Annotated in this window: 16 protein-coding genes and 2 tRNA genes; 9 read left to right on the top strand and 9 right to left on the bottom strand. The window is 35.2% G+C overall.

Translation table 11 applies throughout. From position 1 onward, the window contains the following. The first annotated feature begins 84 nt into the window (after window positions 1-84). Entirely contained in the window at window positions 85-318 is a 234-nt protein-coding gene (locus C4F50_RS09420; RefSeq protein WP_193846259.1) for a hypothetical protein, read from the top strand. Between the two features lie 52 nt (window positions 319-370). Here the strand turns inward: C4F50_RS09420 and C4F50_RS09425 are convergent, their stop codons facing one another. Together C4F50_RS09425 and C4F50_RS09430 are read right to left on the bottom strand one after the other, a co-directional pair. Then, window positions 371-1,165 (bottom strand): HNH endonuclease, encoded by a 795-nt coding sequence (locus C4F50_RS09425; protein ID WP_193846261.1) that lies wholly within the window; start codon window positions 1,163-1,165, stop codon window positions 371-373. An 88-nt stretch (window positions 1,166-1,253) separates the two neighbouring features. Continuing rightward, window positions 1,254-3,725, bottom strand: a complete 2,472-nt coding sequence (locus C4F50_RS09430; RefSeq protein ID WP_193846262.1) for an AsmA family protein — start codon at window positions 3,723-3,725, stop codon at window positions 1,254-1,256. Window positions 3,726-3,965: 240 nt separating this feature from the next. Between C4F50_RS09430 and trxA the strand changes: the two genes are divergently transcribed. Next, complete coding sequence (trxA, locus tag C4F50_RS09435; RefSeq protein WP_008466289.1) at window positions 3,966-4,283, top strand: thioredoxin; 318 nt, start codon at window positions 3,966-3,968, stop codon at window positions 4,281-4,283. 750 nt (window positions 4,284-5,033) lie between these two features. On the opposite strand, the gene C4F50_RS09440 is transcribed toward trxA, so the two are convergent. After that, window positions 5,034-7,109 carry an ATP-binding protein gene (locus tag C4F50_RS09440; RefSeq protein ID WP_193846264.1) on the bottom strand — a complete coding sequence of 692 codons (2,076 nt, stop codon included), beginning with the start codon at window positions 7,107-7,109 and terminating at the stop codon, window positions 5,034-5,036. Beyond that, complete coding sequence (locus C4F50_RS09445) at window positions 7,110-7,814, bottom strand: LytR/AlgR family response regulator transcription factor (RefSeq protein WP_193846266.1); 705 nt, start codon at window positions 7,812-7,814, stop codon at window positions 7,110-7,112. A 330-nt stretch (window positions 7,815-8,144) separates the two neighbouring features. Here C4F50_RS09445 and C4F50_RS09450 point away from each other — a divergent pair, with 330 nt between their 5' ends. Further along, a complete protein-coding gene (locus C4F50_RS09450) occupies window positions 8,145-8,726 on the top strand; it encodes a DUF4082 domain-containing protein (RefSeq protein ID WP_193846268.1) in 582 nt (193 codons plus the stop codon). A 195-nt stretch (window positions 8,727-8,921) separates the two neighbouring features. On the opposite strand, the gene C4F50_RS09455 is transcribed toward C4F50_RS09450, so the two are convergent. From C4F50_RS09455 to C4F50_RS09475, 5 genes are all read right to left on the bottom strand, one after another. Next, complete coding sequence (locus C4F50_RS09455) at window positions 8,922-10,142, bottom strand: hypothetical protein (protein ID WP_193846270.1); 1,221 nt, start codon at window positions 10,140-10,142, stop codon at window positions 8,922-8,924. Between the two features lie 47 nt (window positions 10,143-10,189). Beyond that, window positions 10,190-12,397 (bottom strand): TonB-dependent receptor, encoded by a 2,208-nt coding sequence (locus C4F50_RS09460; RefSeq protein ID WP_193846272.1) that lies wholly within the window; start codon window positions 12,395-12,397, stop codon window positions 10,190-10,192. Between the two features lie 10 nt (window positions 12,398-12,407). Further along, complete coding sequence (locus C4F50_RS09465; RefSeq protein ID WP_193846274.1) at window positions 12,408-12,878, bottom strand: DUF4625 domain-containing protein; 471 nt, start codon at window positions 12,876-12,878, stop codon at window positions 12,408-12,410. 15 nt (window positions 12,879-12,893) lie between these two features. After that, complete coding sequence (locus tag C4F50_RS09470) at window positions 12,894-13,820, bottom strand: DUF4625 domain-containing protein (protein WP_193846276.1); 927 nt, start codon at window positions 13,818-13,820, stop codon at window positions 12,894-12,896. Between the two features lie 304 nt (window positions 13,821-14,124). Further along, entirely contained in the window at window positions 14,125-14,478 is a 354-nt protein-coding gene (locus C4F50_RS09475) for a hypothetical protein (protein ID WP_193846278.1), read from the bottom strand. A 157-nt stretch (window positions 14,479-14,635) separates the two neighbouring features. Between C4F50_RS09475 and C4F50_RS09480 the strand changes: the two genes are divergently transcribed. The 6 genes from C4F50_RS09480 to C4F50_RS09505 all read left to right on the top strand — a co-directional run bounded on the left by C4F50_RS09480 (window position 14,636) and on the right by C4F50_RS09505 (window position 20,713). Next, on the top strand, window positions 14,636-17,212 hold the full coding sequence (locus C4F50_RS09480; RefSeq protein WP_193846279.1) for a M1 family aminopeptidase: 2,577 nt from the start codon (window positions 14,636-14,638) through the stop codon (window positions 17,210-17,212). After that, window positions 17,209-18,135: a DUF58 domain-containing protein gene (locus C4F50_RS09485; RefSeq protein WP_193846281.1), complete on the top strand. Its 927-nt coding sequence runs from the start codon at window positions 17,209-17,211 to the stop codon at window positions 18,133-18,135. Before C4F50_RS09480 ends, C4F50_RS09485 begins: the two co-directional genes overlap by 4 nt. A gap of 86 nt (window positions 18,136-18,221) precedes the next feature. After that, window positions 18,222-18,295, top strand: a tRNA-Asp gene (locus C4F50_RS09490). A gap of 554 nt (window positions 18,296-18,849) precedes the next feature. Beyond that, a tRNA-Asp gene (locus tag C4F50_RS09495) sits at window positions 18,850-18,923 on the top strand. 68 nt (window positions 18,924-18,991) lie between these two features. Then, complete coding sequence (locus C4F50_RS09500) at window positions 18,992-19,237, top strand: GIY-YIG nuclease family protein (protein WP_193846283.1); 246 nt, start codon at window positions 18,992-18,994, stop codon at window positions 19,235-19,237. 663 nt (window positions 19,238-19,900) lie between these two features. Further along, window positions 19,901-20,713 carry a helix-turn-helix transcriptional regulator gene (locus C4F50_RS09505; RefSeq protein ID WP_193846285.1) on the top strand — a complete coding sequence of 271 codons (813 nt, stop codon included), beginning with the start codon at window positions 19,901-19,903 and terminating at the stop codon, window positions 20,711-20,713. Window positions 20,714-20,731: the final 18 nt, after the last annotated feature.

The following is a 20,731-nucleotide window of genomic DNA, read 5'->3' on the forward strand; positions in this document are numbered from 1 at the left end:
GTGGTATTGGAAACAACCGCAACGCGTATTTGAAGGCGTAGGACAGCTAACCCGTATGGGTTTTTTATTCCTAAACTTCAAATTATGAGTACAAAAAACCTTTCACAAGAAACTCAATTAAGGTTGACTGAATTTTTCAACAATTCTATTGATTCTAAAAGTATGGCGAAAAGCATTCGACAAGTAAATTATGTTCTTGCGCTAAATGTAATGCACGAAAAAGAATTCCTGCAGCAAGAAAACATAAGCTTGGATGAAAACTTTTACTGGCTGAATAAACTAGCCGAAATTCTGGATCCTTATTTGGAGGTTGAATAGGATTTTTTATTAGAAATGAGAAAAGCCACTTGAAGGAGTGGCTTTTTTGTTCTTATAATATATGTTTATTGAAAATGGTATCTAAATGATATTCTAAAAAATCTTTTCTTGGTAAATATTTTTGAGCTTTAATTATTTCTTGATTCTCAATTGGAGCAAAATATTTTTGAAAATAGTCGCTATCTTTTTTCTTTTTTAATGTTTCGGAAAATATAATTTTATGATCGGTATTGATTCCAATTAATCCTTTGTCAAAAGCTTTATCATAAAGTGCAGAAAAACAAATTCCATTTTCAGGAGTTAAACGATGTTCTTCATTTATTGACCATGGAATTATATGACTGGCAAATAACAATTCTGGAATATCAATCCCAGTAATGGCACATTTGTAGGCATAATTTGTTAAAACTATTTTTCTGAAAACACATTGATTTACTCTTGTTTTTACTTCGCGAATTACAGTTTCTCCTTTTATGTCTTTTAAGTCGAGAAAAATATCTTTATATTTAGTTTCAATAGAAATATTTTCTTTCTCGGCTAATATCTTTTCACTTAGATATAATAATTCTTCTTTATTATTAAAAAAATCATTCCATATAGGTTCGACCTGTCTTTTTGCATTTCCTAAGCCTTTTACACCTCTTTGCTGATGATAAGGATCTACACTTGCAAAATTTCCTAATCTCATTGCGATTGAACTTGGAGTTCTATTAATAAGTTTACCTAATTTAATTACATCTGAATTTTGTTTGTGCATTTTTCCAAACTCAATTGTAAGATACAAGTTAAAAGCAACGATTAATTCTTCACGAGTCCAAAGTCTGTGATTTGGTTGAGGTTGTGGCATTGTCGGATAAATTTGTCTCCGATAAATATAAACAAAATATTTAAGTCTGATTTCTCGTTCCTGTAAATGACAAAAATGGGAAGTAATATCATTCCTTATCCCTCTTCCCCCACTTAATTTTCATTTTTCCCTCATTATCATAAGCAATCAAATGCAAGACAATGCCGCGTTCGCGAACGGCTTTGCGTTCTTCTTTTGTAGAAAGCTGGGCGTCGTTTTTAGAATTTCGGAGCGGGACGGTCAGGGCTAGATTGGTGCCGCGGCCGAAAGAGTAGATTCCGTCGATATCGAAGTTTAAGACGCTGGAACTGATGGTTAATTTATGAATGTCGATTTGTTCGCCGCGGAGCGTGAGATCGCCCGACAAATCGCTGAACGTGATATTCTCTACATCACGAAAGGGAAAAGCAAATTTGCCGACTTTCATAATCGGTTCAAAATTAAGAAGCGCGCCTTGGTTGACGTTAAAGTTCAATTTACCGCGCATCGAGTTTACGATGAGGTCGCCTTTACTGTTCATAAATCCGGTTACGTTGGCGTTGCTGCTGAGACGGCCGCGAATGTTTTTTGGACTGAAAGATTGGATTCCGAAATTGTTGAAAGATTTTAAAAAGCTCGCAATATCCACTCGATTTACCTGTGCTGTTGAGCTAAAAATATAATAATTTCCTTTGGGTTCAACAGCACCGTTAAAGGCAATTGTACCGCCAGAAGTTTGTACGTTTCCGTTTTTGAGCAGAATTTTAGAATCCAGCATTTGAAGCGTTGCTGTGGTATTTGTCGCGGTTAATGATCCGTAAGTGATCTTGTCGGCTTTGAGATTAATTACAGCCGTACATTTTTCAATTACAGATTTTAACTGATTGGTAAAATTCACGTTTCCTTTAGCGGTTCTTTTCTGTGCCATTCGTTTTTCGGCGGCACTTTTTTTGAGTACGCCCAGAAACTGTTTTACATCAATATTGGGGCAGTAAATATTCCAGTTTACCACCATTTTTTCGGGAGCGTCGTAATACAAGTTGAGGAAATTATCGATTCTTCCGTCAATGCGAATGATGTTCTTTTTGTGTTTGTAAGCAATTTTTTTAATGTAAAGCGCCTGTTCTGTAAACGAAAGTTTTACATCGGTTTTTTCGGCATGAATGTTTTTTGGAATATAATCAAAAGTCGTTTGGTCAATGTCTACATCGCCTGTAAAACGGGGTTTGTTGATGTATAAATCGACAATATCAAACTGAAATTTTAAATTGGCTTTGGCGTGGCCGCTTTCAAAATGAAGAATCTTTCCATTTGCCATTCCGTTAAGTTTTGAGACATCAAAATCAGAATTTACAAAACCGGTTGCAATGGGTTTTTCGAGATTGTTAATGACAGCCTGCGAAATCGTAAGCGGAATTTTCTCGTATTCGGCTTTAAAATGCGTGAGAACAATGGCCGAATTGGCATCGTTAAAACCGTTCTTTGGCTTAAAATTATTGGTAAAAATACCTTTAAAACTGCAATTGGTAAACAATCCGTCGGGAATGGTCAATTCATTATTTTTAATAATCGCCTGAACTACAATTTTGGGGTCGCCTTCTGCATTCAAATCGCCTTTAATATCACAATTGACTTCGATTGGTTTTTTCAAATCAAACTGATTGAGTTTTTTGCTGATATTTCCAGACAATAAATTAGATGCGCTTCGCCATAAAATATTGGTTTCGATGTTGATTCCAAAAAGCGAATTTCCCTTTCCGACATTAAAAAAAGCTACTATATCAAAAGCGTCGTCACCAATTTTCAGATTTTTGGTTCTAATGTCAATTTTCTCTTTGAGGTCATTATACGAAATATCAAAATGCCCTTCGAGTTCTTTTTCTTTGGCAAAACTTCCGTGAACGGTATTAAAAGCAAGACTGTTGATTTTGGTTTTCAAAAACAAATCGGTTGTCCAGTTATCATCGTCATAATTTACTTTTGATTTTAAACTCGTTACCGCAAAATCAAACAATTTATGCCCCAATTGATTATCAATAGAAACGTGAACATTGTCTAGAATTATTTCGTCTAAAGAGGTTTCTGGTTTTGCTGTGTTTGCTGTTTTTTTCTTTTTAGGTTTAAAGATATTGGTATTCGAATAGCCGTTTGGAGCTTTGTAAATATTTATTTGTGCATCATTAATCACAATTTTATGAATATTGATTTCCTTTTGTATCAAACTCCACATATTCAGCCGTGCCTCAATTTCTTTGGCTTTCAATAAAGTATGTTTGTGCGAATTCCATTGATTGTCTTTGAGTTCGACATCGTTTAAGGCTAAAGTAAAATTAGGGAAACCTGTTAGAAACTTATAATGAAAATCGGTTACATGGAATTTACCGTTAATATTTTCGTTGATTTTTTGATTGACTTTGGCAATAATTTCGGTTTTGTTCTGGTTGAAATAAATGGACAAAGCACCGCAGGCAAGAAGCAGTAAGACAAACAATCCTAAGACTAAAAATCCGAAACGTTTGGCGTATTTTTTAAAACGTTCGGATAGAAGAAACTCTTTAATTTGGCGTAAAGTTTTCTGCATTTGGATTTAATTTGTACCATTAAAGATACTATAAAAATTTAACTTTAATTTAATTTTTTGATATTCAAAATAGTACGAACTTTATAATTAGTACAAAATGTATGTTACAGTATATAATTAATGACAATACATTTATAATGAAAACTAATTTAGTAATGGTGTTTGATTTGTTTTAAATTTTTAAATTTGTACTGTAGTTTGAAAGTTTATAATTCAGACATAATTTAATCTTAATATATTATGGCATTAGCAATAACAGATGCTACTTTTGATGAAGTAGTTTTAAAATCAGATAAACCAGTAATGGTAGATTTTTGGGCAGCATGGTGTGGTCCTTGTAGAATGGTTGGTCCGATTATTGACCAATTAAGCGAGGAATACGCTGGTAAAGTAGTTGTTGGTAAAGTAGATGTAGACGCTAACCAAGAATTTGCTGCAAAATATGGTGTGCGTAACATACCAACGGTTTTGGTTTTTCAAAACGGTGAAGTAGTAGGAAAACAAGTAGGAGTAGCTCCTAAACAAGCCTACGCAGACAGCTTAGACGCTTTGTTGTAATCAACAGATTGCAATTTTATATAAAAGAGGTTTGACGAAAGTCAAGCCTTTTTTATTGGTGTTTTTTTGCTGCGAATTAGAAAGTTTTTTCGCCACGAATTTCACGAGGTGGCACAAATTTTATTTTGCTTTAATTTGAATTTCTCGAATTTTTACAAATGAATGTTGTAATTATTTTTCGCCACGACCCGAGCGATAGCGAATAGGCGAAGCAATTCACGAATTTTTTTATTTTGAACTAGAGTTTTCTTTTCGCCACGAATTACACGAATTGGCACTAATTTTATTTTGCTTTAATTTGAATTTCTCGAATTTTTACAAATGAATGTTGTAATTATTTTTCGCCATGACCCGAGCGATAGCGAATAGGCGAAGCAATTCACGAATTTTTTTATTTTGAACTCGAGTTTTTCTTTCCACGAATTACACGAATTGGCACTAATTTTTTTACTACAATTTGAATTTCTCGAATTTTTACAAATGAATGCTGTAATTATTTTTCGCCACGATCCGAGCGATAGCGGATAGGCGAAGCAATTCACGAATTATTTATTCTTATGTGTTTTATAAAAGTTTGCTACTTAAAATGATTTTCACCGATTATTTAAATTTTACTAATTAGCGCATCAGTAAAAAACGTGACTTTTATTTGAAAAAATTCGAGAAATTCAAATTACAGTAAAAAAATACTAATAATTCGTGAATTGCTTCGCCTATTCGCTATCGCTCGGGTCGTGGCGAAAAAAAAAATTAAAATATCAGGGTAAATGTAGCGCCTGCATTGGGTTTGGAGCAGACTTTAATTTTGCAGTTTATGGCGTTTGCCAAATCGCGAATTAAGTGTAAGCCCAAACCTGATTTGATTCCGATTACTTCAGATTCGTCGTATAAAGCTTTGAATTTTTCATGAGTGCCGCCTGGACCGTTATCAGTTATCGAAAGGAAATTTTGGCTGTTTTCCTGCCATGCCTTCCAGATAATTTGTGCATTTGGCGTTTTGTCCAAAGCTTTTATCGCGTTTCCGGTTAGGTTTCGGATAATGGTTTTGAGATAATTTTCATCGGTTTCTAAGATGATGTTTTCGGGATCTTCAAACAAAATTTGGATATTTTCTGAACTTGAAAAATGTTTTTGGGTTTCGTTGAAAACATCAGAAACAGCAATTTCTCTAAACTGCGGTTTAAAATTTTCCATCTGGCCTTTGCTCCAAAGCAGCATATCTTCCATAGAATCCAATAAATTTTCGGCGCCGGTTGTAATTTTGGTCTGCATTCTTAGAGCCGTTTCTTCATCCAGCAATTCTGGATTTTCTTTTTGAAGATGCAGGAAGTGAATTAAATTCGAAATCGGACTTCTTAAATCATGGTTTAAAATACTGAAAAAACGTGCTTTTATTTTATTGGCTTCATCCAGTTCCTGATTTAAAAGCTGTAATTTCTGATTGGTTTTCTTTCGGTTTCTGTTTTGATTGAACAACAATAATCCGATAATTCCAACCAATACCAATCCCGAAATTAAATAAATACGCTGTTTGTCGGCTTCTTTAATCTGAATGTTTTTAAGGGTGTTTTCGGTAGAAAGGTTTTTGATTTTTTGCTGTTTGGTTTTGTTTTGATAATGTGCTTCGGCATTCGCAATACTTTGTTTTGCTGATTCCTGCATCATTTCGTCATTGTACTTATTGTAAATTTCGTTATAATGATAGGCTTCCTTCCAAAGCTTGAGAGCAGCGTAACTTTGGGAGAGTTTTTTATTGATTTTTACAAACGACTCTTTATCAAAAGCTAAGGCGTTTTTTGAGGCTGTTTTTAAGATTTCAATAGCTTTTTTGTAATCTTTTTTTTCATACAAAACCCTTCCCATTACTGCATTGGCTTCCATTATCATGTCTTCATCATTCGATTTATCAGCTAGTCTAACGGCTTTTTTTGCATAATAAAAAGCGGTATTTATCTTTCCTTCATTGGCATAATATTCGGAAACACTTCGATTGGCGAAACTCAGATTTAGGAACAAAGAATCTTTTTTGGTTGGATAGCTATAAATGAGCTTATAATATTTTTGAATGCTGTCTATATTTTTCAACGGGACAAAACACTGCAAATAATAATTGCACGAAAAAGCACTGACATAATTAGATGTTTTTATATAAGGCTGTGCGTAATTTAAATATTCTATGGCTTTGTGATAGAGTTTCATTTTGGTATATGCCGCCGCAATTTGACTGTATGAAACCCCGATAACTTCATCATTCGGAATACTTTTATCAAGCTGTTTTTTATAATTAATTGCTTTTAGCTGATAGCTGATAAAAGTTTCGTAAGCCGCATTATCAAGGTAATATTCTCCAAGACTTCCGTATAATACTGATTTTGTATAAGTACTTTTTGTGGTGTCCAGAACCTGCTTAATGTATTTGATTAAATTTTTTCTTTTAGAAGTTTCGTTTAATGCATAATAGGCATAATTGAGGCGCATTAAAGCAGAAGTTTCATTTTTGAGATGTTTTGCTCTCTGCGCATACTGTAAGGCGAGTTCGTAATTAGCAGCAGCTTCCTTATTTTGATTATTATTGAACTCGTAGCCTTTTCCTTTTAAAAAATAAAACTTAGAAGTGTAAGCATTGTGGTTTCGGGAAAGTTCAATTCCTTTTTGCGCAACGATTACGAGTTTGGGATAATTTTCGGCATCAGAAACTTCGTTAGCATATTTAAGCCAGACTTTTAGTTTTTCGTTAGTAGATCTGAATTTTGCCAAATTTGGTTCTTGCTGCGAAAAAGCAGCCATCGAGAAAAGCAGCAAAAACAAAAAACCGGCTTTCTTCATCTAAATCAGGTTTAAGTTTTCTTTATAACTTCTCCCAACCGGAATTGTGACATTGTTATTTAAAAGGATTTCGGTTGAGTTCATCTTCTGGATAAACTGTTTCTGAACGGCATAACTTCTATGAATCCTGATAAAAGATTGAAAATGATCTTCTTTCAAAAGATTTCCAATACTCGATAAAACGCAGTGCCTTTTTTTATCCGTAATCACCAAAGTATAATCTTTCAAGGCTTCGAGATAAAGAATTTCGTGAAGTTTCACTTTCGTCTGTTCGTGGCCTTCCTTTATATAAATAGTGTCACCGCCAATACTGGCTTCAAAAAGAGAAGCTTTCAGTTTTATTTCCATAAACTCTTCAATACGGTTTATGGTTTGGGTAAAGCGTTCTAGTTTTAAGGGTTTTACAATAAAATCCAACGTTTCGATTTGGAAACTTTCTACTGCATGTTCAGGATGTGCAGTTATAAAAATGCATACAGGAATATCTAATGTCTGTTTTCTAAGTTCGATTCCGTTTAAGCCCGGCATATCGATATCTAGAAATAAGATATCAACTTTTTGTTTTTCTAAAAAAGGAACGGCTTCTTCTGCCGATTCAAAAACACCTAAAATATCCAAAACAGGAAACTTCTTGGCATAAGAAACTGCCGTAAGTCGGTCTATTTCGTCATCATCAACAATAATACAAGAGTATTTTTTCATCATCAAATTGGCTTTTATAACAAAAAATAAGTCGTCTGTCTATTTAAAATGTTGTTTGTCTATTAGTGGTTTTTTGACAGCATTTAATCCAGCAACTTTGTCCTGTAAATCAATCACAAGGAATAAAAAAGCCTTAATAGATTGTTACAAAAATAAAGCTATTGAATTAAAAAAGAACCATTTGACCATTTTTTTACAACTAAAATTATTATGAAAAATTTCAAAACCATTTTTACCATTTTATTACCAGCAATTACTGCAGTTTCATACAGCAGCAATCTTAAAAAACAACAACCAATTCAATTTAATAATAACTAATTAAAATTAAATATCATGAGAGCTTTTAAATCAATTATCGCACTTTTAATTGTTACACTTGCCGCTGCCTGCAGCAGTGATGACGACAAAGACAATACGCCAAAATTTAATACAGAAAACCCGTTGGCAGCTTACTACACCGCTACAGGTTTTACTACAGTATCCAATTTTATTAACTCAGGAGATTATGAGTTTGGACTCGTATTTACACCAACTGTAAAAGGAAAAATAAAGGCCATTACCTTAAAACTGCCCGCGGCAAACCCGGCGATTCGTGTCACGATCTGGGACTTTGCTACAAAAACGGTTTTGCGTTCTGAAACTGTAAACGCAGCTACTGCAGACGTACAGGTTTCAAAAGAAATCAGCGAATTGGCTTTGGACAAAGACAAAAAATACATGATTACCATGAATTCTAATGATTGGTATAAAAAGAACAAAGCAGACAACAGCAATGTTACTTATCCAATTGCGGCTGGCAATATTACAATTAATGAGTACAGATGGCTTTCTGGAACCGCACAGACTTTTCCGACAATGGTTTCCTCAAATTACAACGCAGGAGATTTGAGTTTTGATTTTCAACAAACAGAATAATTTTTTTTTAAATAGCTTTGAATTAGTAAAGAAAAAGGTTTGACAAACGTCAGGCCTTTTTTGTTTTGCAGTGTAATTGGATTATTTTTTAGATATTATAAATAAAAAGTTCGCAAAGCTTTTTTTATTAAAGCTTTGCGAACTTGTATTTAGCAATGTGTGATAAAACTAAATAAGGTTACTTAATTATCTAAATTAGTGGCTGTGGCTTTCGCTGTTTTCATATCCAATAATAGTAATCATATATGGCGTGCTTGAAACCTTTGTTTTTTTGATTGCTGACGAAGAAAGGTTTACCTGTAGTAATTCGCCTGTAGTTGGCGAAGTGATGTAAGCAAATCTATCTGTAACTGCCAGCTGCGGTTTTACTGTTGCATCTGTTGCTGTTGCAGCAGTTGCTTTTATCTCTTTTTCGACCTGCAGACTGTTTAGATCATACAATTTTAAATCTCCCGAATGCAATAAAACAGCTAGTTTTTTATGATCGTAACTCACTTTACATTGCATAATGGTTGTGTTTTGAATAATTGGTTTTACAGTATTCGCGGTAACATCAATTAAATAAGCGCCTTTTGCAGCCGTGTAACCAATAAATTTTCCAGCAGCAGCTGTTTCTAAAATACTCCCAAACCAAGCGGTTCCAAAATCTTCTGGATGATTGATTAGTTTTTGGTTTCCATTACTTTCTACCACTAAAATACCGCTTGCAGAACCAAAAACGGCGTAAACTCCGTCTGAGGCATTTCCGTGAATTCCTTTTGTTGCAATTTTAGCATCAAAAAGCGTTTTTCCAGTGTTGTCAATAATTTTTACTTTTTCAGGAAGCGTTCCTGTAACCGAATTGTCTTTTTCGGTAATCGCATAAGTTCCGTTTGTAAAAGCTGCCATGGCACCGTGATGCGCCAATAAACCTGCATTAATGTTTTTGAATACTGCACCAGCTTTATTTACATCAGCTTCTTTACCAACAGAAAGCGTTCCGTCTCCGTCGTTAAACGTCAGGATTTCTCCAATTTTACTTTTAAAATGAGTTGGTTTTTGAGAACTTCCAGCTAAAATGCCAAATTTAGGAACATCATCCACATCAATATGATCGCCGTGTAATTCTAAACCGCTGTCAAAAGTTTCTGTAAAATTGTTATCTCTGTGAATGATTCCGGCAAAACGTCCAGATTCTGTTGTGTATAAAGACGATTTAGGAAATTTTGCCGTAAAAGAACTCGTTTTGTCTTCATGCGGATCAAAAAGGGTTAACTCTGTTGTTTTTTCGTCAGAAAGTAAAATTCTAACATAAGTGTGTTCTTCTGAAGTTTCGTCATGATCGTGATCGTCGTGATTATCGTCGTCGTTGCTGCAAGAAACCGCAAAAAGCGACAAAGTGAATAAAAAAAGCAGTTTGTAAAAATTGTTTTTCATTGTAATAAAGGATTTAAAATTTGTAAATAGTTGAGTTTTGAATGGGCTTATCGCGAAAACGAAAACGGAATTTTCATAGAAACAATAATGTTTCTTCCCGCTTCTGGAAGTTCGATAAGCCGATAAAAGCTTGTATGGTTTAAATATTTTGTATTGAATAAATTTTGGATTTGAAAGCTGAAGCTGATGTCCTGTTTTCCCGATTTTATTTTTGTTCCAAATGCCAGATTAAAAACATGGCTCTCGGCTGTTTTTTTCTCAGGCGGCACAATCTGGTTTTGTGGTGCCGTAATACGATAGTCAACAGCGAAATATGATTCTTTTAAAAAGCGGATTTGCGGTTCATAATTAAGTCCGAACAAAACAGACGGTGGCGGCGAAAACGGAAGCGTATAGCCTTTCTTGCTTCCCGACTTTTGTTCAGAATACAAATATTCGGCTGCAATTGTTGCGCTTAGAGATTTCAGGAAATAATAACTGGTCTGTAATTCTGCTCCGTAACGAAAGACTTTACTCTGCTCGTATTCAAAAACCTGATTTCCTGCTCCGTAATAAATATCATGAGCAGCAGTAGGATTCAGATAAATAAAATTTGGAAAATAATTAAGAAACGGAGTCAATTGAAAAGACCAGTTTTGCTGCTGCCATTCCATTCCTAAATCCAATTGATACGAACGTTCGGCATCGAGATTCGGATTTCCTTTTTCGAATCTGAAATAATGATAGTTAACGCCGTTTGACGCCAGCTCTTTTGCAATTGGCATTCTAAAACTTGATCCTAAATTCGCTTTAAGCGAAAGATTTCCAGGATTATAATTCACCCCTGCCGACCATGTAAAACTTTTAAAAGTTTTAGTCAGATCCTGAGAGCGCTGCAAATATTCCAACTGCGTCTGATTGTTTTCAGAAACGGGACTTTCAAACCAATCGTAATACGATTTCATTTTGATTTTGCCATAATCATAACGTACAGCGCCATGCACAAACCATTTCTCGTTCAATTCTATTTTATCATAGACAAACAAACCAGCATTGATTTGTGTAAAAGCCGGAATCAAAAAACTCCATCCGCTGATTGCATTTTGTTGCGAAACAACATTGGTTCCAACAGTAATTTGATGACGTTTTACAGCAAATTCATCTTTAGCAGAAAACGACCAAACGTCTTTATCATATTGACGTTCTAGATCTTGTGGAGCATACATATCTTCAGGATAAATCGGAGGCATATAACCGTGATTCACATAATGACTCCATTCTCTTCTAAAGTTCTTTTGAAAACCAATCTGCGTTTCAAAAGCATGATTTTTTACTTGGAAAGAAGTCGTATTACTCACCTTTAAATGATTGACCTGCTGATACGGCATCAAAATATCACGGCTCGATTTATCGTGTAATTCGGCATCTACATTTCGAGGTTCGAGTCCGTGCGCATTTGCGAAAAACCCACTTTTGGTGTAAACATTGCTGAAATAAAAAACAGACTTCAGGTTTTCTCCAGAATATCCTGTACTCAAATGAAAATCGAGTTCACGCCCTGCTGTATTTCGCAAATGATTTTTGTACAACGGAACTGCATAACTGTAAACATGAACGGTATCTGTCGGGACGCGATAATCGCCGTAATCCATTGTTGTGACACGCGTGTCGAAAGACCAGTTTTCATTTCTTCCAAATAAATTGAAGGAACTCCCAAATTGTGCGTTATTACTTTTTCCGGTAAGATCAACATTGCCGCCAAAAGTGTTTTTGAACGGAAGTGGAAGCGGTTTAATATTTACCGCACCGCCAACAGCATCAGATCCGTAAATAAAAGACGACGGCCCTTTTATAATTTCTACACGGTTTACAGCATACTGATCGATTTCCAGACCGTGATCGGCTCCCCATTGCTGGCCTTCGTGTTTTAAGCCGTTCTCTACCACAATCACCTGATTAAAACTCAAACCACGAATAAGCGGTTTTGAACCTCCAGAACCAATTGATATTGTTTTAACGCCGGGTAATTTCTGCAAAGACTGCATCAAACTCCCGCCAAGATTGCGCTGAATAAAACTATTGTTGACTGTTTCTACATTCAGCGATTCTTCTTTTTTGCGTTTTTCAATAGAATTTCCGTTGATCAAAACTTCTTTAAGTTCTTTGATTTCAGGTTTTTTTTCTGAAGGCTGATTCTGAGAAATAACTTCGATAGAAAACACTAAACTGAAAAGTAAAAAGCAATATTTCCAAAAAAGGAATTGGGCATTCTTCATTAAATCCGATTTATAAAATTTTAATACTTAAACCTTTAAGCGTCTGCCAGCCTTCTTTATCCGTAAGTCTGATCATAAAGTGATAATCTCCTGGATCTACATCGGCAGGAATACTAATTTGTGCTGTTGCTTCGTAATTTTTTACACCATCTGGAATAGTATAATTGTTAATGAAAAGCATTGGTTTTACAGGTTTTTTTACAGCTTCCATTTCACAGCTCACAACTTCTGTGCTGTGTGTATGATGATCAAAATTGTGGTGAATATCCAGACTGTACGAACCCAGCGCGGCATTATCACTAAAAACGGCTTTAAAAGTGATCGTCTGTCCGCGCTCGATTGTACTGCACTGGATCGGAAAAGCATTGGAACCCGTTATATCAATTACAGGATATTCGGTATCAATTGCAGCATCATCGCTTGAGCATGATGAAATAAAAACAAGAGCAAAAAGCCCTAATAGAAACTTTATTTTATTCATTTTTTCTGATTTTAATTAAAGTGCAAATGGAAGCTCAAGTGATTGAGAAAAATTGATATTGTACGTTGTGTTTTTATACAAGACCAAGAAAGTATAACTGCCAGACGTCCAAGATTTATTGGCCGTTAAATCTTGCGGAACGGGAACATTATTGTCTTTTGCAGCACCAATGGTAAGTTTTGGAGTTTCTCTGGTAAAATTTGTACCGTCCCATGGAACATTTGAAAACTGACCTGCATCTGCCACATTTTTATGCTCAAAAACATCGTAAACAATTACTTTACTAAAATCAATCTGATCCACACTTTCAGGATTGTGTTTGTTGTTTTTATTAATCAAAAGCAAGTACATAATGCCATCGCCTTTTACGCCTTCGAGCGTTACCTGAGAACTGAAAATATCATTGTTTTTAAACTTTGCATCGGCATTAGAAAACTTGCCTTTTCGGTACAGAAAAGCGTCATTTATGAAAACCGTAAATACTGATGCGACAGGATTTACGGGAATGTTTTCTAGTTTGTAAATCGTTAGGTTTTTCTTTACCTCTAGTTTGCTTCCGTTTTTATCATTTACAATAATGATGAAGTCGTATTTACCTTCTGCAGCATCTTCTGGAATATCAAAATGTTTGTGTACCGTTGCGTTTTTTGCATCGGCATATTGTGTCCAAGTAATTTCATGAGACCAGACTTTTGAATACGTTTCAGTGCTTCTCTGAATAATTTTTACCTGTACATTTTCGATTTTGTCTGCTGCAGTCACTTCAGCATTAAAATGGAAATCCTGGCCAATCGTAGCCGCTTCGTTGTTGCCAAGTCCAAGTTCGATTTTGTCAATCGTAGGAACGGCAGCTTCTTGGTCTTGCTCTGAATCGTCATTACTGCAGCTTGTAAAAGCAATTGCAGCAAAAAGAGAAGCTAGAATGAGTTTTGTTGTTTTCATTTTTTCTGATTTGATTTTAATCATTTTATAAAGAGTATTTGGGTTACAAAGAGGTATTGTCTTTGCTTCTGGTTAATACCAGAAGGGCGACAGGATTGTAGAAATCGATAAAAAAGGGATAGGATTTTTGTACAGAAAAAGCAGATTCTCAACACCAAAAAAAGATTTTTGATGCAAAAATGTATTGTTGCTGCAAAGTAGAAACTGCTAAAAAGAATGAGAGATTGCGCTTCTCTTTTTTAAGATTTTAAATCATAAAAAGAGCCAAACAGTCAAATAACCAATAAATTGGGAGTACAAAAAATTAAAGTGTAAAAACGGGCGGGGCTCGGAGTGAGAATAATGACCCCTTAAAAAATGCTAAATGTTGCTGGTTGTAAAAACTAAGATGTTTTACAATAGAGACATTTTTGTAAAATTGAAAAACAGCAAATTCAAAAGTGCCGACAGCGCTGAATTTAAAATCGCAGATCGAACATTTATGAAACGAATGCAGTTTGGCTTTGAACTGTGGTTTCTCTGAAACAGAAAATTCTATTTTTTCTTTGGAACATTGGGTATCCAGAATATGTTCGTACGAATGCACAGCCGGAAATAGTATTGCGAACAATACAATTAAAGGCATTAGAAGATTTATAAATTTAAATTTCTTTTTCATTCGTGAAGAGTAACTTCTGGATGAGATATTTTTTTTGCGAATTAATGCAATGATGTTGCAAATATAGAAATCTTATTTTCAAATGCAATACTGTTGCAGTAATTGTTTGCGAAAAAGCAGTGTATTTGTTATTTTAGCAAATCTTATATTCCTAAAAATGAAAATTATTTACAGCTTTCTTTGTTTTTTGATGCTGCCGACAATTGGTTTTTCGCAAGTAAAGCCAGAAGAAAAATTTTTGGTAGAAAATGGTGTTTCGCAGCAATTGGCTAATTTTAGAAAGTATCAAATTTCTGAAGTATCGTATGAACTTTTGTTTGAAATTCCGAAGCAGAAAAATGAAAATATCAATGCCCAATTAAATTTAAATCTTACTATTAGTGATTTGCATTCAGGCTTAGTTTTAGATTTTAAAGAAAAATCAGAAAATGTAAAATCCATTCAAGTTAATGGCAAAAACGTCAAAATAAATCATGAATACGGCCATATTTTTATAGCAGGAGGAGACTTAAAGCAGGGTAAAAATGCAGTTTCAATTTCTTTTATCGCAGGCAATTTGTCTTTAAACAGAAACGACGATTTTCTATATACCTTATTAGTTCCAGACCGTGCCAGCACACTGTTTCCATGTTTTGACCAGCCGGATATCAAAGCGACTTATAAACTCAGTTTGACTGTCCCTAAAGATTGGCAGGTTTTGGCTGGAGCCGAAGTAAAAAACAAAATCGAAAAAGGAGATTTTACTGCTTATACTTTTGGCGAATCAGACAAAATGAGTACTTATTTGTTTTCTTTCGTAGCGGGAAAATTTAAAGAAACGGTTCAGAAACCTGGAAAATTCGAAATGAAAATGCTGTATCGCGAAAACAATCCGAAAAAGATTGAAATGAGCACCGATACCATTTTTGGACTTCACCAGCAGTCTTTGGATTTTCTGGAAAAATATACCAATTATGCGTTTCCGTTTCAAAAATTAGATTTTGCTGCGATTCCCGTTTTTCAATACGGCGGAATGGAACACGTTGGAGCTATTCAGTATCGAGAATCTACATTATTTTTGGACAACAGTTCGACTGATAACGAAAAATTAAACCGTGCCAAACTCATCGCACACGAAACGTCGCATATGTGGTTCGGCGATTTGGTTACCATGAAATGGTTTGACGATGTTTGGATGAAAGAAGTTTTTGCAAACTTTATGGCAGACAAAATCATGAACCCGATTTTTCCGAAAATCAATCACAATCTACAGTTTTTAAATACCCATTATCCAGGCGCTTATGGCGAAGATCGTTCGTTGGGGACACATCCAATCAAACAAAAACTGGCTAATTTAAAAGATGCGGGATCGCTTTACGGTGCTATTATTTATAACAAAGCGCCCATTATGATGCGCCAGCTTGAAGCCACAATGGGAAAAGAAGCTTTCCAGAAAGGAATTCAGAAATACATTAAAACCTACGCCAACGATAATGCCGACTGGAATAATCTGGTTACGATTTTGGATGCCGAAACTCCAATAGATTTGCAAAAATGGAGCGAAGTCTGGGTGAATAAATCGGGAAGAGCAATTTTTTCGGATCAAATAGAATTGGACAAGAAAAACAAAATTACAAAGTTCGAAATCAGCCAAAAAGCAGCAGACGGTTCCGACAACATCTGGCCTCAGACGTTTCAAATTGGTTTGGTTTATAAAGAGGACGTAAAGGTTTTGAATGTTCAGATTAAGGAACAAAAACTAGATTTAAAGGAAGCAGTCGGGCTTAAAAAACCGCTGGCGATTATTTATAATTATAATGGTTTTGGATACGGGGTTTTTCCGCTTGACGGGAATAACTTAAAAACAATTCCAACTTTAAAAGATGCCACGGCAAGAGCATCGGCTTATATTAATGTTTATGAAAATGCACTGAACGGAAATGCTGCGATAAATGACGCTTTTGATTGTTTTTTAAATGGAATTCAAACGGAAGAAAATGAATTGGTTTTAGGCATTTTAACCAATCAGACGAATGCTGTTTTCTGGAAGTTTCTAACCGAAAAACAACAGCAGAAAAGACAAGTTGAACTTGAGGAAATACTGTATGAGCGTTTAGAAAAAAAGCTGTCGAGTAATGTAAAAAAGACTTTGTTTAACTTGTTCAGCTCGATTGCGTATTCTGAATCTGGAAAAGAAAAATTGTATCAGATTTGGAGTAAAGAAATTTCGATTTTGGGTTTAAAGTTAAACGAAGACGATTACACCAATCTGGCGATGAATCTGGCGATTTACAAACATAAAAATGCCAATCAGATTTTAGCGAAAGCGAAAAATTCTTTAACGAATCCAGATAAAATTAAACGATTTGAATTCTTGCTTCCGTCTCTTTCTCAAGACGAAAAAGTTAGAAATGCCTTTGTAGAATCTTTAAAATCTGACGAAAACAGAGAAAAAGAATCTTGGGTTTCAGTTGGTTTGGCCAATTTTCATCATCCGTTACGACAAGAAAGCGCTCAAAAATACATTCGTTTTTCTTTAGATTTAATAGAAGAAATTCAGCAGACCGGCGATATTTTCTTTCCAAAAGACTGGCTGAATAACACAATCGGGAAATATTCTTCTAAATTTGCCTTTGATGAAGTACAGCGATTCTTGAAAGAAAATCCTAACTTTAGTCCGATTCTAAAACGAAAGTTACTGCAATCGACAGACGCTTTGTACCGCGCACAAAATATTAAAAAAGAAACCGAATGAAAATTGAATCAGAAATAGAAAAAGTTTCCAGTTTTCAGCATCTCGAAATGCTGGCAAACCAAGTAGTCGAAGGTTTTATTTCGGGAATGCACAAAAGTCCTTTTCATGGATTCTCTGCCGAATTTTCTGAACATAAAGTGTATAATGCCGGCGAGAGCACTAAACATATCGATTGGAAATTGTTTGCCAAAACAGATCGCTTGTACACCAAACGTTTTGAAGAAGAAACCAATATGCGCTGTCATATTATTGTAGACAATTCGTCTTCTATGCATTACCCTGAACTGAAATCGAGTCAGCCTTTTTACGAAAAGAAGATTGGTTTTGCGGTTTTGGCTTCGGCAGTTTTAATGAATATTTTAAAGAAACAGCGCGATGCCGTTGGTTTAAGCGTTTTCTCTGACAGCTACGAATATTACGCCCCCGAAAAAGGAAGCGATCGTCATCATAGAATGTTGTTGAATAAATTGGAACAATTATTAGAACAGCCAAAAGTCAAAAAATCAACAGACACCATTACGTATCTGCATCAGATTGCAGAAAAAATGCACCGTCGTTCGATGATTATTTTGTTTACGGATATGTTTCAGTCGGCAGACGATGAGAAGTTGTTTAATGCGTTGCAGCATTTAAAACATAACAAGCACAAAGTGGTTTTGTTTCATGTTGTAGACAGTAAAACAGAACTGCAATTTGATTTTGACAATACCCCTCGAAAGTTTATTGATTTAGAATCCGGGGATGAGGTTTCTATTTTTGCAGATAATGTAAAAGCGGAATACGAAAAAAGGGCAGAAGCCTACTTTAAAGAGCTGGCTTTAACCTGTGCTAAGAACCAGATTAAGTACGTATCGGTGAATGTTGGAGATAATTTTGAAAAAATATTGACGACTTATTTGGTTGAAAAACAAAACTTTGGATAATATTTTAAATAAAAATTAAATATTTTTTATAAAAATACTTGCAGAAACGAAATTCTGTTATATCTTTGCAACCGCAATAACGCAGAGGTTTGGTAGTTCAGTTGGTTAGAATACATGCCTGTCACGCATGGGGTCGCGGGTTCGAGTCCCGTCCAGACCGCAATATTGGGAAAAGCCTTTCTGTATAGAAAGGCTTTTTTGCCCAAAAACGGTATCTAAAATTAGTTGTGTTGTTTTGCTGAGAATTTGTAACTCTCAGCTCGGTTTAGTAGTTAGACCAATGAAAAGCTTTCCACTTTGTGGATGGCTTTTTTGATTTAAGACACTTTTGATTTTTTTAACCGATACGCAAAATCCGCAAAGTTTTTTAAGCTTTGCGGATTTTGTGTTTTTACTTGTGTGGTTTAATCGCAGAGATTTAAGAAAGGTTACGCAAAGTTTCAATCTAACACATGGTTTCAACCAAGGGTTTTGCTAAGGAGATTAAATATTCTGTACAAAAAATCTTGGTCGGATTTCTGTACTAAATGAGGCAGTGTTTTTAAGTTGGTCGTTCCTTTTTTGTTAAAAAGAAAGAAACTTCTTCTTTTTTGATAAAAAGCGCGAATTTTAAAATATTGGAATTTAACAGATTAAAAATTTATTGATTTTTATTCGCAAAAATGCTTGCAGAATCCAGTTTCTGTTGTATTTTTGCACTCACAATACAAGCAGGGTTTGGTAGTTCAGTTGGTTAGAATACATGCCTGTCACGCATGGGGTCGCGGGTTCGAGTCCCGTCCAGACCGCTTAGTTTTTTTAAAATGCCTTTCTTAACGGAAAGGCATTTTTTTTTGTTTGTAGCTAATCTAATTTTATGTTTTACGTTTATATAATTTATTCTAAAACTTTTGATGTCTATTATAAAGGCTTTAGTGAGAATGTGGATCAAAGATTAATATATCATAATGAGAATAGAAGTAGATATACAGCAAATAAAGGTCCTTGGGAATTGGTTTATTTGAAAGGTTTTGAAACTAAAAAGGAAGCTTTAGTTGAAGAATTGAGACTGAAAAAGTTAAACCGTGCATCGATTGAAGCTTTAATTCAAAATCATAAATAGAAAAGATAAAGCTGCTTAGAATACATGCTTGTCATCTCGTCTAGGGACGAGACGGGTTCGAGTCCTCTCGTTTAAGAACGAGACAAGTTTTTTAAAATGCCTTTCTTAACGGAAAGGCATTTTTTTGTTTGTAGACATTTGAGATTTAACCGCAAAGTTCGCAATCCCGAAGCCTCGGGATACGCAGGGTTCGCAAAGTTTTTTTGATTTGTACCAATTTGAGGTTTAACCGCAAAGTTCTCTGAGATTTACGCAGGGTTCGCAAAGTTTTTTTTGATTTATACCAATTTGAGGTTTAACCGCAAAGTTCGCAATCCCGAAGCCTCGGGATACGCAGGGTTCGCAAAGTTTTTTTGATTTGTACCAATTTGAGATTTAACCGCAAAGTTCGCAATCCCGAAGCTTCGGGATACGCAAAGTTCGCAAAGTTTTTTTACTCTCGCAGATTTGGCAGATCATGCAGATTATCTATTTAAAAATATCTGCTCAATCTGCCAAATCTGCGGGAGAAACATAAATTTATTTAATCCATATAATCTGTGGCCCAAAAAAAAGCTCTACGACTTCGCGACTTTGCGAGCATATTTAAACGGCTAATAAAGAATTTTAGCGAACTTTGCGTATCCCGAAGCTTCGGGATTGCGAACTTTGCGGTTAGAAAAAATGGAACATTCCGGTCAGAAACTAGATAAGTATTACATCAAAAAAGTAGATGCTGATAAAAAAAGCATTTACTGCCACCACGATTTGATGGGAGAATTGTTTGTGCCTCCGCATAGGCACCATAAAGCCCAAATGCTCTATGCCGAAGGCGATGTGGTTTTTGTAACGACCGAAACCAAAACCTATTTTTTGCCGGCAAGACATTTTATTTGGATTCCGAGTGGGGTTGAGCATAGCATTGAACCAAAATCTGAAAGTGTGACGATGCGGAATCTGTATTTTCCGGTTGAAAAAAATGAAGATGAATTTTATCAGGTTGAAGGTATTTATCCTGTCAATAATTTATTACTGCAAATGATGCTTTTTACCAATCGATGGAATGGCGATCTTAAAAAAGGAACGCCAAACTTTGCCATTGCCAAAGCGATAAAAGCGATTCTGCCGCAGATCTGCACTAACAATCTGCCGTTAGAATTACCGCAGCCAAAAGACAAACGGCTTAGTAAAATCCTTCGTTATATTGAAAATAATCTCGGAGAAACGATTCTGTTTGCTGATGTTGCCCATGAATTTGGTTACAGCGAACGCTCTTTATACCGCTTGTTTCAAAAAGATCTTAAAATGTCTTTTATTCAATATTATACCATTCGCAGAATCTTAAAAGCGATTGAACTTTTGTTAGAAAGAAAACTTTCTGTAAAAGAGGTGGCGCTAGAGGTGGGTTATAGCAGTGTCCCGACTTTCAGTAACACGTTTTTCAAGATTTTAGGACAAAGACCTTCGGACTACTTAAATGGGGAGGATATTCTGTAATTTTTTGTTTCACGCAGA

It is taken from the genome of Flavobacterium hungaricum (genome assembly GCF_015182285.1).
Classification (GTDB): Bacteria; Bacteroidota; Bacteroidia; order Flavobacteriales; family Flavobacteriaceae; genus Flavobacterium; species Flavobacterium hungaricum.

Excerpts from the sequence above, each read along its gene's own strand:
- C4F50_RS09420 (WP_193846259.1), top strand. The coding sequence starts at position 85 with ATGAGTACAAAAAACCTTTCACAAGAAACTCAATTAAGGTTGACTGAA.
- C4F50_RS09425 (WP_193846261.1), bottom strand. The coding sequence starts at position 1,165 with ATGCCACAACCTCAACCAAATCACAGACTTTGGACTCGTGAAGAATTA.
- C4F50_RS09430 (WP_193846262.1), bottom strand. The coding sequence starts at position 3,725 with ATGCAGAAAACTTTACGCCAAATTAAAGAGTTTCTTCTATCCGAACGT.
- trxA (WP_008466289.1), top strand. The coding sequence starts at position 3,966 with ATGGCATTAGCAATAACAGATGCTACTTTTGATGAAGTAGTTTTAAAA.
- C4F50_RS09440 (WP_193846264.1), bottom strand. The coding sequence starts at position 7,109 with ATGAAGAAAGCCGGTTTTTTGTTTTTGCTGCTTTTCTCGATGGCTGCT.
- C4F50_RS09445 (WP_193846266.1), bottom strand. The coding sequence starts at position 7,814 with ATGATGAAAAAATACTCTTGTATTATTGTTGATGATGACGAAATAGAC.
- C4F50_RS09450 (WP_193846268.1), top strand. The coding sequence starts at position 8,145 with ATGAGAGCTTTTAAATCAATTATCGCACTTTTAATTGTTACACTTGCC.
- C4F50_RS09455 (WP_193846270.1), bottom strand. The coding sequence starts at position 10,142 with ATGAAAAACAATTTTTACAAACTGCTTTTTTTATTCACTTTGTCGCTT.
- C4F50_RS09460 (WP_193846272.1), bottom strand. The coding sequence starts at position 12,397 with ATGAAGAATGCCCAATTCCTTTTTTGGAAATATTGCTTTTTACTTTTC.
- C4F50_RS09465 (WP_193846274.1), bottom strand. The coding sequence starts at position 12,878 with ATGAATAAAATAAAGTTTCTATTAGGGCTTTTTGCTCTTGTTTTTATT.
- C4F50_RS09470 (WP_193846276.1), bottom strand. The coding sequence starts at position 13,820 with ATGAAAACAACAAAACTCATTCTAGCTTCTCTTTTTGCTGCAATTGCT.
- C4F50_RS09475 (WP_193846278.1), bottom strand. The coding sequence starts at position 14,478 with ATGAAAAAGAAATTTAAATTTATAAATCTTCTAATGCCTTTAATTGTA.
- C4F50_RS09480 (WP_193846279.1), top strand. The coding sequence starts at position 14,636 with ATGAAAATTATTTACAGCTTTCTTTGTTTTTTGATGCTGCCGACAATT.
- C4F50_RS09485 (WP_193846281.1), top strand. The coding sequence starts at position 17,209 with ATGAAAATTGAATCAGAAATAGAAAAAGTTTCCAGTTTTCAGCATCTC.
- C4F50_RS09500 (WP_193846283.1), top strand. The coding sequence starts at position 18,992 with ATGTTTTACGTTTATATAATTTATTCTAAAACTTTTGATGTCTATTAT.
- C4F50_RS09505 (WP_193846285.1), top strand. The coding sequence starts at position 19,901 with ATGGAACATTCCGGTCAGAAACTAGATAAGTATTACATCAAAAAAGTA.